A 15,674-nucleotide genomic window follows, 5' to 3' on the forward strand; every position below is an offset into this window, starting at 1 on the left:
GACACGAGATCAGAATGCCGAGAATACGGGAATGCAGATACAGGAAGGTGGGGCAATGGCCAGCAAAGAACCGCCCGCGTCCTTAATGGTGGAAGGGCATGAAATCCAAATCACGAATCCGAACAAGCTGTTGTGGCCGGAGGCGGGCATAACGAAGACAGACTATATCCGGGAAATGATCCGGCTGAGCCCATATTTACTGGCAGCGTGCCGCGACCGCTTCCTGACGACGATCCGGTATCCTCACGGCGTTCCCGGGGAGTTTTTTTACCAGAAAAACGTGCCGCCTGGGGCCCCCTCCTTCGTCGAGACAGCGATGTCCGGGGACATCCGCTATATCGTGCTGCAAAATGTGCCTACACTGCTCTGGCTGGCCAATCTAGCCTGCATCGAGTTCCATCCTTCACTGCACCGCATCGGCGACCCGCTCCCGGCCGAATGGATTATCGACCTGGATCCGTCTGTTCGGGAGGAGGAGCGGATTATGGAGGCCGCCTGGATCGTAGGCGAGGCGATGGAACGGATCGGCATCCGGACGATTCCGAAGACGTCCGGCGCCACCGGCGTGCAGCTTATCGTGCCGATCAAGCGCGGCCCGACCTTCATGCAGCTCCGCGAGCTGGGCGAGATGCTCGCCATCTACCTGTGTGAGCTTCACCCGCAGCTGTTCACGATCGAGCGGCTGAAGAAGAACCGGGGCACCCGCATTTACATCGATTACATGCAGCATGATGTCTCACGGACGATCGCAGCGCCGTACACGCCGCGGGCGACGCCGTATGCTTCGGTGTCGATGCCGCTCACCTGGAACGAAGTGAAGCGCAATCCGAAGCCGCGCGATTACCATCTGCTCAATGCCGCCGATCGGCTCGCCCAGGTCGGCGATCTGATCCGCGATGCCGAGCCGCAGGCAATCGAGCCGATTTTGGAGGCCTTCTCCAGACAGATTCAAACAAGCCGATCTCGAAGAGGCTAACCTCCGTCCCTATCCATCAGATCACGAAAGCGGCCTATAACAGAGGCGACAGCAGCCGCATCACCGCTTCGGCGGCACGCTGTCCGCGGGAACGGGTCACGAACTTGTTGTAATCGATCTCGACGCTGTCTCCGAAATCACGCAAAAAGTCTTCCTCCAGCCGATCGACCGCCGCAGCTTCGAACAGCACTGCATTGACTTCGAAGTTGCTGAAGAAGCTGCGCATATCGAGATTCGCCGTCCCTACGCATCCCAATGTCCGATCCATGAGGAAGGTTTTTGCGTGAGCGAAGCCTTTTTGATACTGATAGAACCGGACACCCGCCTGCAGGAGCTCCTCCACGTAAGAGAGGGACGCCCAGTCGACGAAGCGGGAGTCCGATTTGCCCGGAATAATGACGCGGACATCGAGACCGCTTACGGCGGCCGTTTTGAGTGCGAGCCGCACGCTGGCATCGGGAATGAAGTACGGCGTAATGATCCATACCCGCTCCCGCGCTGAACTGAGTACGCCGAAGAACAGCTCCTGGATCGCATCCCAGCTTGCGTCCGGACCGCTCGAGATCATCTTCACCTGATCCGTCCCCTTGCATGGATGCGGCGGGAACAGCTCCTGCAGCGCCAGCGACTGGCCGGTCACGAACGTCCAGTCGTGCAGGAAGATTGCCTGCAGCGCATATACTGCATCTCCTTCCACCTGCAAATGCGTATCGCGCCAAAAGCCAAGCTTGCGATCCAAACCCAAATAATCGTCACCGATATTAATTCCGCCGACAAACCCGATCCGGCCGTCTACGATAAGCAGCTTCCGATGATTGCGGTAATTGAGGCGGCGGCGGAAAAACGAAACCGACAGCGGCAGGAACCAGTGAAATTCCACGCCCGCTTCCTTGAACGTCCGCAAATATTTGCGGCGCAGCTCGATGCTGCCAACGCCGTCGGCCACGACCCTCACCTTGACGCCTTCCTTCGCCCTGGCAAGGAGCGCCTGCTGAAAGATGGTGCCGATGCCGTCGTCCCTCAGTATGTAGAACTCCATATGGATATGATGCTTCGCTTCCCGAATCGCGGCCAGCATCGCTTCGAACGTCGCTTGACCGTTCGTCAGCACCCGCGTCTCGTTACAGCTCGTAATCGGACTTTCCGACAAAGCAGAGATGAGCGAAAATAACCGTTCCTGTCTATGCATTTCCGGATTGTTCAGCTCTTCCGGACGGTTCACCGTCTGGATGGCAATGGAACGGGTCCTCTTCTCAGGATGCGCCCAGCCTCCCCTTTTCCGCACTCGCAGCCGGGCCGTATATTCCTGGGCGAGAAAGTAGTACATAACAAAGCCGATAAGCGGGAATATGAACAGGATCAACAACCACGCAACCGCCTTGGAAGGATGCTTGTACTCGAGCAGCACGATCGTAAAAATTTGAAATATGTATATGAGCAAGGCGACTACCAGCCATAACATCAATTTTTTCTAACCTCCGCCTGTCATTGACCTCGTTGCCTTTGCAGGGCTTATTTCTTGTATTACATCAGAGCGGACATCCTGTCAACTCTGCCCATCCCGCTGGCCCTGTCCCATTCTGGTTGCCCCGTACTTCCAGTTCCCCTCCGGCTCCCCTTATCCTGTTCCGGTTGCCCGACTTCCAGTTCCCCTTCGGCTCCCCTTATCCTGTTCCGGTTGCCCGTACTTCCAGTTCCCCTTCGGCTCCTTATCCTGTTCCGGTTGCCCGCACTTCCGGCCGCCCCTTTCCTTCCAGTATTGTGTATTTTTCGGCGCAATCATACGTGCAAAATCGTTCCTTCGGACAGATATCCGTTCTGTATAGCAGGACAATGGAATAGAGTGCAATAGGTAGACTTTGCAAGATTACGCGGAATCTGAGGTGATGTGATGAAAGGGCGTTGGTGGAATGGCCGTATGACACTGCTCGTCATCCGCGACGCGGAACAAGCGGTTAAGCAGATGAATGTGCCGAAGATGCTCGTTGTCTCCGTCCCGATTGCCGCCGTCTTGTCGATATCGGGTCTGGTGCTGAGCATGCAGTGGAAGGCCGCGGCGGAGATCAGCGAATTGGAAGGCATGCTGGCCCATCAGTCCGAGGCGCTTGAAGTTACGGTCAAGAACAAGGACGAAGCGATTCAACGGCTGCAAAATGAGATCATTCGCCTCTCTTCGGAGACCGAGACGGTCAAGCAGCGGCTTAATCACATGAGCAGTCTGGAGAAGCAGCTGGAGGACTTCGTGGAAGGAACTTCCGCCGTGCCCCAGGAGAGCGGCGAGGAGCAGGCCCGCTTCGTCCACAGCACCGCCTGGAACGAGCAGCGGCAGGTCGGCGGCGAGGAGATAGGCGTCGATATAGAGCAGATGCTCGAATTGGCCGAGCGCTCGCGGCTTGATCTCATCCAGATGCAACGCATGCTGTCCTCCATACAGCGCAGTGCCCCGGCCGTATTGAATCAAGCGCAGAGGAAGCAGGAACTCATCGCGGGAACGCCGTCCGTCTGGCCGACAAAGTCGCGTCGCCTGACCTCCAGCTTCGGGTACCGGAAGGACCCGTTGACCGGATATGCCGCTTTCCATGCCGGCATCGACATTGGCGGCGAGACGGGCGACTCCGTCCTCGCAGCGGCCGAGGGAGAAGTAATTGAAGCCAGCTTCAACACTTCGCGGGGCAATTATATTATTATCCGGCACGTCAACCAGTTGGACACCTGGTACATGCATTTGCAGCAGATTCACGTCTCCGTGGGCGACCAGGTCGGCAAGGGCGATATCATCGGCGCGCTGGGCACGACCGGCCGCAGCACCGGGCCTCATCTCCACTTCCAGATTGTAGAGCGGGGCGATCCGATTGATCCGCTTCCGTTCCTGAGCGATGCAGCAGCCGAAGATACCCCGGCAGAGGGGCGGCCCATGAAGGTCTCTGCCGCCTCCGGCGCTTCCGGGTCCGGGAGTTCCGGTCCTGGAAGATCCCCGTCCTCCCCGCCATCCGTTAAGAGACTGTCGCCGCTTCCGAAATGGATTACGGGGGAGGCGCAAGCCTACGGAACATAGACCGGACGCATGCAAGCCAAATCTGTCAAAGCAGGAGGGATTACGATGTTTCAACGCTCATCCCAGCGCATCAAGCCGACGGATACGTTCATCGGCCACGGCACCGATATGAACGGCACCATTTACTCCCAGACGAATGTGCGCATCGACGGGAAATTCACGGGCGAGCTGAGCAGCAGCGGCACAATCACCATCGGCGAGCGCGGAGAGGCGCACTCCACCTTGACCGCCCGCCATGTCGTCGTCGCCGGGACCGTCGTCGGCGATATCAAAACGACGGGCAAGCTGCTCATCACCTCGTCTGGACAGGTGCTGGGTCACTGTGAATCGGGGCTGCTTGTCGTCGAGGAAGGCGGTATTCTGAACGGCACGAGCATGGTGGAGCGAGAGGCGAGGGAAGGCGCCGCAGCCGTTCACGAGCCGCCCGGACGGGAACGTGAAGAGAAGAAGGACGACAAGGCAGATATCGCAGAAAAGCAAGCGGGCTAACCAAGCCGCTTGCTTTTCTTCGTGGCCTCTCCCTTCCACTCAGGGGATGTTCGGGCCTCACGCAGTATGTAATAATGAGTCTTCAGCCCTTGCGAAATAGCACTTTGCTTCAAGCTCGTCATCATGTCAGCTCTTGCTTTTTCATTCAACGCTTTCGGGGCAAAAACGACTGCTTGGATTACATGCGGTATATACGTGAGCATGTACTCTCCAAACGGACAAATTAGCAAAAGTGTCTACATACAAGTGGACACAAGGGGGATATGATTTCTTAAAGGAAAAATATCAGTATATAGATTTAAAACGCTGCAAGGACACTACTTATAGTAGGTGGAGAGAAAGAGGGGACTCAACTCTTTTCCAAAAACATGTCCACTATTTGAAAGACATGATCTCTGATTATCCACCATACAAGGACAGTGAATAAGGTTCTCAAAGATCGTAATCTGGCACCCGCTTCTCCACCCTTTGCTTCGCCGTCCACCAGCCGCCTCAGCCATTATTCCTTCATCACTCCCTCCCTATTGTTCCTGTTCGTTCTTCCCCCTCTGCTCTCTCCTTCTATCCCCTGTTCCCGCTTCCCCCTTTGCTCTTTCCTTCTGTCCCCCTGTTCCTTCTTCCCCTCTGCCCTCTCCTTCTGTCCCCCTGTTCCTTCTTCCCCCTCTGCTCTCTCCTTCTATCCCCTGTTCCCCCTTCCGCATTCCTACTCCCTGATTCCATAACCCTTATCGCTCTATCCACTCTGCCGGCCGCGCTTGCTTCGTCCCAGAACTGCTTCCTGCCGGAGGACCGCAGCCGCTCTTGTCGGCTAGTGCAGCGAATCATAGGGCAAGTCCGTCAGCCGGACGCGCCACATACGGTTCAACGGCGGATATATCGCGACGCACTGCTCACACCCGCCTACCGGAACATCGCCGCAGAAGCCTGTCCGAAATACCAGCATCGCTTCCTCATTAGCCAGCAGGCGCCGGCAACCCAAGCACTTCACTTCCGTGTGCAACTGCTTCACTCTCATTGGCTTGCTCCCCTCGTCCAGAATTGAATTATTCCTGTATTCCCCGCGTTGCCGCGTTCTCGCCGGGCACATTCCGCCGCACCGGCCCGTTCACGTCCGGCGGAGACAGCTCGCCCGGCATCGGCTTGGGCCAGGATGGATAGCGAAGCCGCTCCACCCTGTCCAGCACCGGGCGGCAGCAGCTTCGCCACAGCCGGCGGGCCTGCTCTTCCGCCGGTTCGGCGGGACGCTCCCGCCAGAGAGGGACCCCGCCGCGCGCCGCCCAGCGCTGCGCGTATTCCGCCACCCGGTACGGCACATAGCGTACCGGCCGCTTCATCGGCGCGAACAGCTCCGTGAGCGCCGCCAGCGGCTGGCCGTCCGCCGTGCCGAGGAGGACGGTGCCGGTCGCCTGCAGCCAGGCGGGAGGCAGATACGCGACACCGGTCGCCGTACCTGCCTCCCCGCTCCTGCGCAGGAGCTCCGTCGAGCCGGGCGCAGGAGCCGTCGCGGCCACGATGGCGAGGCGCATCGCATCCGCCAGCGCAGCGCTGCCCGGCCAGGAGCCCGGCACGATGACGGCGTCGGCACGGCGGACGGCGTAATCCGCATGTACTGTGCACAGCATGCGGTCCGCGCAGACGCGGCGCCAACGTTCGGCCTCTTCGGCTCCCGGGAGGACAAGCCAGACGTCATGGCCGAGCTTCCTCAGCCGCCAGGCCAGGTCCAGCCCCCCCTCGCGCGCTCCCAGTACGGCACATCGCATGACTTCTCCTCCTTTGCCGCCATGATTCCTAGCGAACCGGACCGTTCGCGGCGTAACGGCGCAAATAATCCGCCAGCGCTTCGCGCCACGGGCGCATCGGCGGAAAGCCGTTCAAGCGCAGCGCCCATCCCTCCAGGGCCGAAAAAGACGGCCGCCGGGCCGGACGGGGGAATTGCGATGTCGGCACCGAACGCACCTTGACGGACAATCCCGCCTCCTCCATAATGGCAAGCGCGAATTCATGCCAGGAGCAGATCCCGGCATTCGTGACATGATACGTCCCAAAGCGGTTCGTCCGCAGCAGCCGCAAGATCATCTCGGCCAAATCAAGTGTATACGTTGGGCACCCTGATTGATCGTGCACCACCTTCAGCTCCGGCTGGACCGCCGCTTGACGCAGCATCGTCTTGACGAAGTTGTTGCCGTGCGGCCCATATACCCAAGACGTGCGAACGATGAAAGAGGTCGGCTGCAGAAGCTGCACGAACCGCTCCCCTTCCCGCTTCGAAGCGCCGTATACATTAATCGGGCGAGTGCGGGCCGTCTCGTTGTACGGCTTGGTCGCCCGGCCGTCGAACACATAATCGGTGCTGACGTAGACCAGCTTCGCGCCGGCCTGGCTCGCGGCCGCCGCGACATTGCGTGTCCCGAAGGCGTTGACTTGATACGCCAGATTCGGGTTCAACTCCGCTTCATCCACCTTCGTATAAGCAGCGGCATGAATGACGGCGGACGGCCGTTCCCGCAGGAATATCCGCAGCACCTCCTCCGCATCCGTCACATCCAGATCCTGGCGGCCATAACCCCGGGCCGGCACGCCATAGCGGCGCAGCACCGCCATCATATCTTTGCCGAGTTGGCCCTCCGCTCCGGTAACGAGTACAATTCCTCCCTGATTCATCGTCTCACTCACCTCGTTCCGGACTGGACAGGAAGAACGTCTCGGCGTGTTCCAGCAGCGGCAGCGCCTTGTCCTTTTCCGACATTATCGGATTCGATGCCGGCCACGGAATCCCAAGTGCGGGATCATCCCATCGTATGCCCCGATCCCATTCCGGCGCATAGTGGGCATCCACCTTGTACATCACCTCGGTATCGTCCACCAAGGAGCAGAATCCGTGGGCATAGCCCGGCGGAATAAGGAGCTGCCGCTTATTGGCCGCGCTCAGAATCACGCCGATCCATTGGCCGAACCGCGGAGAGCCGCGGCGGATATCGACCGCCACATCGTAGATGGCGCCGGCGAGCACCCGCACCAGCTTCGTCTGCGCCATCGGTTCCAGTTGATAATGCAGTCCACGAATCGTGCCAGCCCGGGCAGAGAGCGAATGATTATCCTGTACGAACGTCTGCGGAATCCCGGAAGCCTCCCATTTTTCAAGATGATAGCTTTCCATAAAAAAGCCGCGTTCGTCTTCAAACACCTGCGGCTCCAACATCACAACGCCGTCCAGCGGCGTAGACATGATTTTCACAAACCCCAACTCCTTGTTCTGACGAATCGGACGGTTTAGACGCCTGACCGCGCCCTTATCGTGGGACCGCCTCGCCGAGCGCTGATTACCTCTGTCCTCATCTTATGCAGAACCGCAACGCAGCGTCAGTATGGCCGGAATCATATCGACGCTACTCATATATATGCCCGCGGATGCCGAACGATGATCCCGCCGCAGCGGCCGTCTTCCCGCGGCTTGAGCCTTTCGCCCGGAGCTCGGAGAACGTTATTCAGAGTCGTGGTGTCCGTGCGGAGTCCAGGAACTTTGCCATCGGGCAAGTCGGAGCAGCCCGTTGCGCGCCTTGTCCCGCCGAACAGCGCTCCTGAACATGCCGATCCGGGACGTCAAGCCATGCCTGAACAGCAAGCCATGACGGGACGACTAGCCGAGCCTGAAATGCATGCTCATTGCGCCCGGACGAGACCAGGCCTATAATGAGACGGAAACCGGCGGCAAAAGACAAGCCTTCGATGGGCACAGCACGACTGACAGGAGTGGTATAGCCGCTTCGGTTCAACGCGGCCGCACACCCGGTACCGCATACGACGCATATGATCGGATATACGTGTCCGAAGCAAGGAGGAGCACTAATATGGAGTTGGGAAGCCGCCTAGGGCAGCTGCGCGAGCGCAGCGGCTGGACGCAGGAGGACATGGCGGAGAAGCTCGGAATTACGCGGGCGGCTCTATCGCATTACGAGAAGAGCCGGCGCAAGCCCGACTTCGACACCTTAATACAGGCAGCCGACCTGTTCGGCGTATCGGTTGATTATTTGATCGGCCGCCTCCATCACGGGGACATACGGCCGAATTCGGAGTCCGCTGAAGCCGCCCCCAGGATCGAGCTGGCGGATCTGGCGACGCTCAGCCGCCTTCGCCTTGAGGTAGACGGGGAGGCATTGACTTACGAGGAGGCGCGCCGGTTCGTCGCGTTCGTGCGGGCGGAGCGAATGATGCGATAGGGGAACAGGGGCTGAACCCAGGCCGCACCGAGCCCTTTCCCGTTCAGCAGCTACCAAAAGGTGCAAAAATGCAGGATTGGTCCCATACCCGCTTTTCGAAATCGAAAAACCTGCAAATCTACATCAATTTTCCTGATTATCGCTTGAATTGGGATATAACAGGTGAAAAACCTGTAATTTTGCAGCAATCATACTTAAAATGCCGTTTATCTCCATAAAATGATGTAATATTGCAGGATTGATATCCTCGGTGCATCATACGAAGCACAATGGGCCAAAAGAGGCGGCCATGCACATTGTAAGTGACATAAAAAAGACACCCCCGCCTTGTAGGCGAGGATGTCCCGTTGAGTTAGGGCAGCTATGTTACGAAACAATGCTAGGGAAGCTATGTTACTGGAACTATGTTTACTAAACTAGGCTAGTGGATCTATCTTACTGAAACCATGCTAGTAGGGCTATGCTATAAAACTATGCTGGTGAAGCTCTGTAACGAAACTATGCTGGTGAAGCTCCGTCAGTAAGGCTAGGGAAGCCATGTTAGGGAAGTGCTTGCGCTCGCCCCTTACCCGTGCATCATCATGTCATGCTGCGGAGAACGCTCCTTGCGCTGCAGCGCCGCGTGCATGATGAAGCTGAGGACGGCCAGCACCGCGATAAACACGGAGATGAACGATACCCCGTCGAGGCCGCCGTGATCGTAGGTCAGGCCAAGCACATACGGGCCGATCATGCGCCCGATGGAAGCAATTCCCCCGGACACGCCCATATAGAAGGGCGCCTCCCGTCCTGCGCGCGCCGACAGGAAGGCCGGCACCGCTGGGGAGACCAGCATCTCGCCCAAGGTGGCGAGCGCCATCGCCAGCAGGAATCCGCTGTAGAAGGGCAGGAACCAGATGACGACATACGCCAATCCGTAAAATATCGCGCTCCATGTCAGCTGCGACGTCAATGGCACCGCGATCGTCCGCTTCATCCATGACGTGATCGGCTGCGCCGCGAAGATAAGCACTCCGTTCAGCGTCCACAGCAGGCTGTACATGGAGAAGTTCATCCCTTGATCCGCAATATGCGGGGCCACCCCAGTTCCCCAGAGGGAATTGGCAAGCCAGATGAACAAGGCGCCTACCGACATGAACAGATAGATCCGGTAGGCGGACAGCTTCTCCCAGATGCTGCGCTCCGGCAGGATGCCGCGTTGGGCCCGGGCGGCAGTTGTCTTCTCCTCCCCGTTGGCTCCATCCGCCGATTCTCCATTTGCCAGCGTTCCCTTCACCGACGCACCATTCACCAGTGTTCCATTCACCGACGCTCCATTCGCCGGCGCACCGTTCACCGGCGTTCCCGTCTCCACGGTTCCGTTCACGGCGCCGGCTGCAGCCGACTCCTCGCTCTGTCCCCGCAGGAAGCGATAGAAGAACAGGGCGAAGCCAGCGGACGTCAGCCCGTTGAGCACGAACGTCAGGTTGAAGGAAATATCTGCCAACACCCCGCTCAACGCGGTGCCCAGCGCAACTCCGACATTGTTCCCGACGTAGATGACGTTGAACAGCTCATCCCGCCGATCCGCCCAGCGGAAGCCGACGAACGACTGGATCGCCGGCATCGATGCCGAATTGGTCAGGCCAAGTACCGTCATCGTCATAACGTACAGCCACCAGTCGGCATGCGCCGTCACGACCAGCGACAGCTGCAGCAGCGAAGTCGCGGCCAGCGCGCCGATAAGCAGCTTCCGCACCCCGAGGCGGTAATACAGCCCCCCGCCCAGCAGCTGGCCGAAAAATCCGCCCAGCATCTGCATCAAAATAACGAAGCCCGCATCCGCCAGCGGCCGGTTCAGCTGCGTATGCACGAACAGCGTCGTCAACGGCCACATCAGGGCACCGCCGGTCGAGTTGATCATGCTGGCCCATATAAATACTTTCATTTCCCCTGTATATTTGCTCATCATGCCGCGCGGCATTAATTTCATGTCGATTCACCGTCAGTTCCCCGGAAGGTTAGGCCTTTCCCCCCCAACGGGAAATAGCCTTGCTCCGCCGCCAGGCCCGAGGGGCCCGCACTGCGAAACAAGGCTATCGTACCATATTTTAATTGCCTCCGGCACGTGTTAAATCTTTTACATTGGCCATAAATGCCGCGTGCAGCGCATCCTTGCCCGTCATTCCGGACGCCTCCGCGAGCGCGATTTGCTCCCGCATCCGCTTGTAATCTTTCGGAATGACCCGGACGAATTGCTGGCGCGTCAATTCCCACCGCGACAGCAGACATTCGGCAAGATCGCTGCCCGTGTAGGCGGCATGCCGCTCCAGCATGCGGCGAACCTGCTCTTCCTCCGCATCCGAATCAAGCCGTTCCAGCAGGACCATCTCCAGATTGCAGCGTCCGGCGAAGACGCGTTCCGGATCGAGCACATAAGCGATGCCGCCGGACATTCCGGCCGCGAAGTTGCGTCCGGTCGGGCCAAGAACGACGACCATTCCGCCGGTCATATATTCGCAGCCATGATCGCCGACGCCCTCGACGACCGCTTCGGCGCCGGAGTTGCGCACCGCGAACCGCTCGCCCGCCACGCCGCGGATGTATGCCTCGCCGCCGGTTGCGCCGTACAGCGCCGTATTGCCGATGATGACATTGTCCTCCGGCCGGAACGTCGCTTCCGCCGGCGGCTGCACGATCAGCTTGCCGCCGGACAGCCCTTTTCCGACATAGTCGTTGCAGTCGCCCATGACGGTCAGCGTCACGCCAGGCGGCACGAATGCGCCGAAGCTCTGCCCCGCCGAGCCGTGGAAGCTGTACCGGATCGTGTCCTCCGGCAAGCCGGCGGCGCCATGGCGGCGCGTAATCTCGCTGCCGAGCAGCGTGCCGGTCGCCCGGTCCTCGTTACAGATCGCGAACACCCCTTCCACCGGATGGCGGTGCTCCAGCGCCAGCTTGGCGCGCGGGATGAGCTCCCGGGCATCGAGGGTCGCGGCCAGTTCCTGCTCCTTCCGCTCGGCCATCGCTTCCTTGTCAGCCGCGGCGCCGTTCCCGGCGGCGCTGGACGGGCGGTGGAAAAGCGGCGACAGATCCAGATGCCGCAGCTTCTCATGGCGCTCCATCTCCGCGCCGGCCTGCAGCAGGTCGGTGCGGCCAATCATCTCCTCCAGCGAGCGGAAGCCAAGCTCTGCCATCAGCTCCCGCAGCTCCTCAGCGATGAAGCGCATGAAGCGGACGACATGCTCCGGGTCGCCCTTGAAGTTTTTGCGCAGCTCCGGATTCTGTGTCGCTACCCCGACCGGGCATGTATCAAGCTGGCAGACCCGCATCATGACGCAGCCCAAGGCGACCAGCGGCGCGGTGGAGAAGCCGAATTCCTCGGCCCCGAGCATCGCGGCGACAGCGACATCGCGGGCGGTCATCATCTTCCCGTCCGTCTCCAACACGACGCGCTCCCGCAAGCCGTTCAGCAGCAGCGTCTGGTGCGTCTCGGCCAGACCGAGCTCCCACGGCAGACCCGCATGGCGGATCGAGCCTTGCGGGGACGCTCCCGTGCCGCCGTCATAGCCGCTGACCAGGATGACATCGGCCTTGCCCTTGGCGACCCCGGCGGCGATCGTTCCGACGCCCGCCTCCGAGACGAGCTTCACATTGATGCGAGCGCGCGGGTTGGCGTTTTTGAGATCGAAGATCAGCTCCGCCAGATCCTCGATCGAATAAATATCATGATGCGGCGGCGGCGAGATGAGCCCGACGCCAGGCGTCGAGCCGCGCACTTCCGCGACCCACGGATACACCTTACGGCCCGGAAGCTGTCCGCCCTCGCCCGGCTTGGCGCCCTGCGCCATCTTAATCTGAATCTCATCGGCCTCCACCAAATATTGCGAGGTGACGCCGAACCGCCCGGAAGCGACCTGCTTGATCGCGCTCCGCCGGAAGTCCCCGTTCTCATCCCGCTGGTAGCGCGCCGGGTCCTCGCCGCCTTCGCCGGAGTTCGAACGACCGCCGATCCGGTTCATCGCGATGGCCAGGCTCTCATGCGCCTCCTTCGAGATCGATCCGAACGACATTGCCCCCGTCTTGAAGCGGCGCAATATGTTCTCGGCAGGCTCCACTTCCTCCAGCGGAACCGCAGGGCCGTTCGGCTTCAGCTCCAGCAAGGAACGCAGCGTGGAATGGCGCTCGCCCTCTCCCTGCACCCGCTTCGAGTACATCTTGTACTGCGCATAATCGCCGTTGCGGCACGCTTGCTGCAGCGCATGGATCGTGTGAGGATGGTACAGATGCTCCTCCCCGTCCCGCCGCCATTGGTACTCGCCGCCGGGATCCAGAGTCCGGTCGCGGTGCTCCGCTGCGGCGAACGCCCGCTCATGCGGAAGCAGCGCTTCCCGGGCAACCTCCTCCAGTCCGATTCCCCCGATGCGGGACGGCGTTCCGGTAAAATACTGCTCCACAAATGCCTGATCCAGACCGACCGCTTCGAAGATTTGCGCTCCGCGGTACGATTGGATCGTCGAGATCCCCATTTTGGACAGCACTTTGACAATGCCTTTGATGGCCGCTTTCCGGTAATTTTTCACGGCCTGCTTCGGCGAGATGCCAACGAGCAGCCCTTCCCGGATCATATCCTCGATCGACTCGAACGCCAGATAAGGATTGATCGCGCTTACGCCATAGCCGAGCAGCAGCGCATAATGATGCACTTCCCGCGGCTCGCCCGATTCCAGCAGCAGGCTGACCTTCGTCCGCGTCCCCTGCCGAATGAGATGGTGATGCAGGCAGGATACCGCCAGCAGCGCCGGAATGGCCGCTTCCTCTTCGCTGACGCCGCGGTCGGATAGGATGAGCAGATTATGCCCCTTCCCAATGACCCGGTCCGCCGCTTCGCACATCGTCTGCAGCGCCTCGCGGAGACCATCCGTCCCCCGGGACGCAGTGAACAGGATCGGCAGCGTGATCGCCCGGAAGCCGGGCAAGCGGATATGGCGCAGCTTCGCGAATTGCTCGTTCGACAGAATCGGGTTCTCGATCATAATCTGGTGGCAGCTCTCCGGCCCCGGCGCCAGCAAATTCCGCTCCGGACCGATGGTCGTGCCCGTAGCCGTCACGATCTCTTCCCGAATCGCATCGATCGGCGGATTGGTGACCTGGGCGAACATCTGCTTGAAATAGTTGTACAATCGCTGAGGACGGCGGGACAGCACAGCCAGCGGCGCATCATAGCCCATCGAACCGATCGGCTCCGCCCCGCTGGACGCCATCGGCTCCAGCACCTTGCGCAGATCCTCGAACGTGTAGCCGAACGCCTGCTGGCGGCGGCGCACACTCACATGCTCCGGAGCAGGCATTCGCGGCGCATCCGGCACCTCCTCCAGATCGACGAGATGCTCATCCAGCCACTGCTGGTACGGCTGTTCACCGGCGATGGCGGATTTCACCTCTTCATCGGAGATAATCCGGCCTTGCTCCGTATCGACCAGCAGCATCCGTCCCGGACGAAGGCGATCCTTGCGGAGCACCTGTTCGGGCGCGATGTCTACGACCCCGGTCTCCGAGGAGAGGATAATGACATCGTCCTTCGTCACCCAGTAGCGGGAAGGACGCAGTCCGTTCCGATCGAGAATCGCCCCGATCTGGACCCCGTCGGTGAACGCCATCGCGGCCGGTCCGTCCCACGGCTCCATCAGACAGCTATGGTACTCATAGAACGCCCGCTTCGCCTCGTCCATCCGCTCATCATTGGCCCAGGGCTCCGGCACCATCATCATGGCGACATGAGAGAGCGGCCGACCCGCGAGATAGAGAAATTCCAGCGCATTGTCGAACATGCCCGTATCGGAGCCATCCCCATGTATGACAGGAAGGACCTCCTCCAGTCCGACGCCGAACGCCTCGGATTCGAATTGCTTCTCGCGAGCATTCATCCAATTGACATTGCCGCGGAGCGTATTGATCTCCCCGTTGTGGATCATGTAACGGTACGGATGGGCCCGCTCCCAGCTCGGGAACGTATTCGTGCTGAAGCGCGAATGGACCAGCGCCAGCGCCGTATCCAGCGACTCCTCCTGCAAATCCACATAAAAGCGGCCGAGCTGCTCTGTCGTCAGCATCCCTTTGTACACGATCGTGCGGCTGGACAGGCTCGCGATATACATCGCTCCGTCGCCTGCATCGGCCGCATAGCGGATCATGCGCTCCGCGCGCTTGCGGATTACATACAGCTTCCGTTCGAAGTCAAGCGGACCTCCCGCTTCTTCCGGCAGCGCCTTCCCGCGGCCGATAAAGACTTGCCGGATGCACGGCATCGCTCCAAGGGCGGTGGCCCCCAATCCGTCCGCATTCACTGGCACCGTCCGGAAACCGAGCAGCGTCTGCGCTTCTTCCTCAATCAGCCTGCCGAGATCCGCTTCCTGTCCCGCACGGATCGAGTCATCCGGAGAGAGGAAGAGCATACCGACAGCATACTCTCCGGGCGGAGGGAGCTCCACTCCTTGAGCGGCCATCGCTCGCGCGAAGAATTGATGGGGGAGCTGAAGCATAATACCCGCCCCATCCCCGGTATTCGCCTCGCTGCCTTGGCCGCCGCGATGCTCCATCCGAACGAGCATGCCCAACGCTTGCCGGACGATATCATGAGACCGCTTGCCCTTGATATGAGCGACAAAGCCCATGCCGCATGCATCTTTTTCGAATTGGGGATTATACAAGCCTTGCTGTGGAGGTAAACCATTCGGCTTCATGAGGGCACCGTCCTTTCCTGATGAAAATGTATTTTGTACATACGAAACCACATATTTATGCATTTGTATTGTTTCATCATTTTATCATTATGTTTTTTTTAGAGCAATTGAATGTTTTTATGGATCCGATAACTTATACGGATATCGGGATTACGCCTATATTATCAGTATTTCACACTAAATTAGGATACATGAACATCCTCGTACCCGATTTGCAC

At 59.7% G+C, this 15,674-nt stretch carries 11 protein-coding genes; 4 read left to right on the top strand and 7 right to left on the bottom strand.

What is annotated here, in order from left to right; genetic code table 11:
- Nucleotides 1-55: 55 nt before the first annotated feature.
- A complete protein-coding gene (gene ligD / locus FLT43_RS12345) occupies nt 56-976 on the top strand; it encodes a non-homologous end-joining DNA ligase (protein ID WP_087444639.1) in 921 nt (306 codons plus the stop codon).
- 34 nt (nt 977-1,010) lie between these two features.
- Here ligD and cls read toward each other — a convergent pair whose 3' ends face one another.
- The gene (gene cls, locus FLT43_RS12350) at nt 1,011-2,438 is read right to left on the bottom strand and encodes a cardiolipin synthase (protein WP_087444638.1); all 1,428 of its coding nucleotides are present in this window, start codon (nt 2,436-2,438) and stop codon (nt 1,011-1,013) included.
- A gap of 429 nt (nt 2,439-2,867) precedes the next feature.
- Here cls and FLT43_RS12355 point away from each other — a divergent pair, with 429 nt between their 5' ends.
- Nucleotides 2,868-4,031: a M23 family metallopeptidase gene (locus FLT43_RS12355; protein ID WP_087444637.1), complete on the top strand. Its 1,164-nt coding sequence runs from the start codon at nt 2,868-2,870 to the stop codon at nt 4,029-4,031.
- A gap of 45 nt (nt 4,032-4,076) precedes the next feature.
- Nucleotides 4,077-4,520: a bactofilin family protein gene (locus tag FLT43_RS12360; RefSeq protein WP_087444636.1), complete on the top strand. Its 444-nt coding sequence runs from the start codon at nt 4,077-4,079 to the stop codon at nt 4,518-4,520.
- A gap of 808 nt (nt 4,521-5,328) precedes the next feature.
- Here FLT43_RS12360 and FLT43_RS12370 read toward each other — a convergent pair.
- Genes FLT43_RS12370 through rfbC form a run of 4 tightly spaced genes read right to left on the bottom strand, consistent with a single transcriptional unit; the run spans nt 5,329 to nt 7,755 of the window.
- Complete coding sequence (locus FLT43_RS12370; RefSeq protein ID WP_087444633.1) at nt 5,329-5,535, bottom strand: diaminopimelate decarboxylase; 207 nt, start codon at nt 5,533-5,535, stop codon at nt 5,329-5,331.
- Nucleotides 5,536-5,563: 28 nt separating this feature from the next.
- Nucleotides 5,564-6,280 (bottom strand): ATPase, encoded by a 717-nt coding sequence (locus FLT43_RS12375; RefSeq protein ID WP_087444632.1) that lies wholly within the window; start codon nt 6,278-6,280, stop codon nt 5,564-5,566.
- Nucleotides 6,281-6,308: 28 nt separating this feature from the next.
- Nucleotides 6,309-7,181, bottom strand: a complete 873-nt coding sequence (gene rfbD / locus FLT43_RS12380; protein WP_087444631.1) for a dTDP-4-dehydrorhamnose reductase — start codon at nt 7,179-7,181, stop codon at nt 6,309-6,311.
- 4 nt (nt 7,182-7,185) lie between these two features.
- Nucleotides 7,186-7,755 carry a dTDP-4-dehydrorhamnose 3,5-epimerase gene (gene rfbC / locus FLT43_RS12385; protein WP_087444630.1) on the bottom strand — a complete coding sequence of 190 codons (570 nt, stop codon included), beginning with the start codon at nt 7,753-7,755 and terminating at the stop codon, nt 7,186-7,188.
- A 613-nt stretch (nt 7,756-8,368) separates the two neighbouring features.
- Between rfbC and FLT43_RS12390 the strand changes: the two genes are divergently transcribed.
- Nucleotides 8,369-8,737 carry a helix-turn-helix domain-containing protein gene (locus tag FLT43_RS12390; protein ID WP_087444629.1) on the top strand — a complete coding sequence of 123 codons (369 nt, stop codon included), beginning with the start codon at nt 8,369-8,371 and terminating at the stop codon, nt 8,735-8,737.
- Between the two features lie 565 nt (nt 8,738-9,302).
- Here the strand turns inward: FLT43_RS12390 and FLT43_RS12395 are convergent.
- Both FLT43_RS12395 and gltB read right to left on the bottom strand, forming a co-directional pair.
- The gene (locus FLT43_RS12395; RefSeq protein WP_244194358.1) at nt 9,303-10,709 is read right to left on the bottom strand and encodes an MFS transporter; all 1,407 of its coding nucleotides are present in this window, start codon (nt 10,707-10,709) and stop codon (nt 9,303-9,305) included.
- Nucleotides 10,710-10,827: 118 nt separating this feature from the next.
- Nucleotides 10,828-15,456, bottom strand: a complete 4,629-nt coding sequence (gene gltB, locus FLT43_RS12400; RefSeq protein WP_087444628.1) for a glutamate synthase large subunit — start codon at nt 15,454-15,456, stop codon at nt 10,828-10,830.
- Nucleotides 15,457-15,674 lie beyond the last annotated feature (218 nt).

This window comes from Paenibacillus thiaminolyticus, assembly GCF_007066085.1.
GTDB classification, from domain to species: Bacteria; Bacillota; Bacilli; order Paenibacillales; family Paenibacillaceae; genus Paenibacillus_B; species Paenibacillus_B thiaminolyticus.

Coding starts and splice junctions, on each gene's coding strand:
- FLT43_RS12360 (WP_087444636.1), top strand. CDS start 4,077: ATGTTTCAACGCTCATCCCAGCGCATCAAGCCGACGGATACGTTCATC.
- FLT43_RS12370 (WP_087444633.1), bottom strand. CDS start 5,535: ATGAGAGTGAAGCAGTTGCACACGGAAGTGAAGTGCTTGGGTTGCCGG.
- rfbD (WP_087444631.1), bottom strand. CDS start 7,181: ATGAATCAGGGAGGAATTGTACTCGTTACCGGAGCGGAGGGCCAACTC.
- FLT43_RS12390 (WP_087444629.1), top strand. CDS start 8,369: ATGGAGTTGGGAAGCCGCCTAGGGCAGCTGCGCGAGCGCAGCGGCTGG.
- ligD (WP_087444639.1), top strand. CDS start 56: ATGGCCAGCAAAGAACCGCCCGCGTCCTTAATGGTGGAAGGGCATGAA.
- FLT43_RS12375 (WP_087444632.1), bottom strand. CDS start 6,280: ATGCGATGTGCCGTACTGGGAGCGCGCGAGGGGGGGCTGGACCTGGCC.
- cls (WP_087444638.1), bottom strand. CDS start 2,438: ATGTTATGGCTGGTAGTCGCCTTGCTCATATACATATTTCAAATTTTT.
- FLT43_RS12395 (WP_244194358.1), bottom strand. CDS start 10,709: ATGAAATTAATGCCGCGCGGCATGATGAGCAAATATACAGGGGAAATG.
- gltB (WP_087444628.1), bottom strand. CDS start 15,456: ATGAAGCCGAATGGTTTACCTCCACAGCAAGGCTTGTATAATCCCCAA.
- FLT43_RS12355 (WP_087444637.1), top strand. CDS start 2,868: ATGAAAGGGCGTTGGTGGAATGGCCGTATGACACTGCTCGTCATCCGC.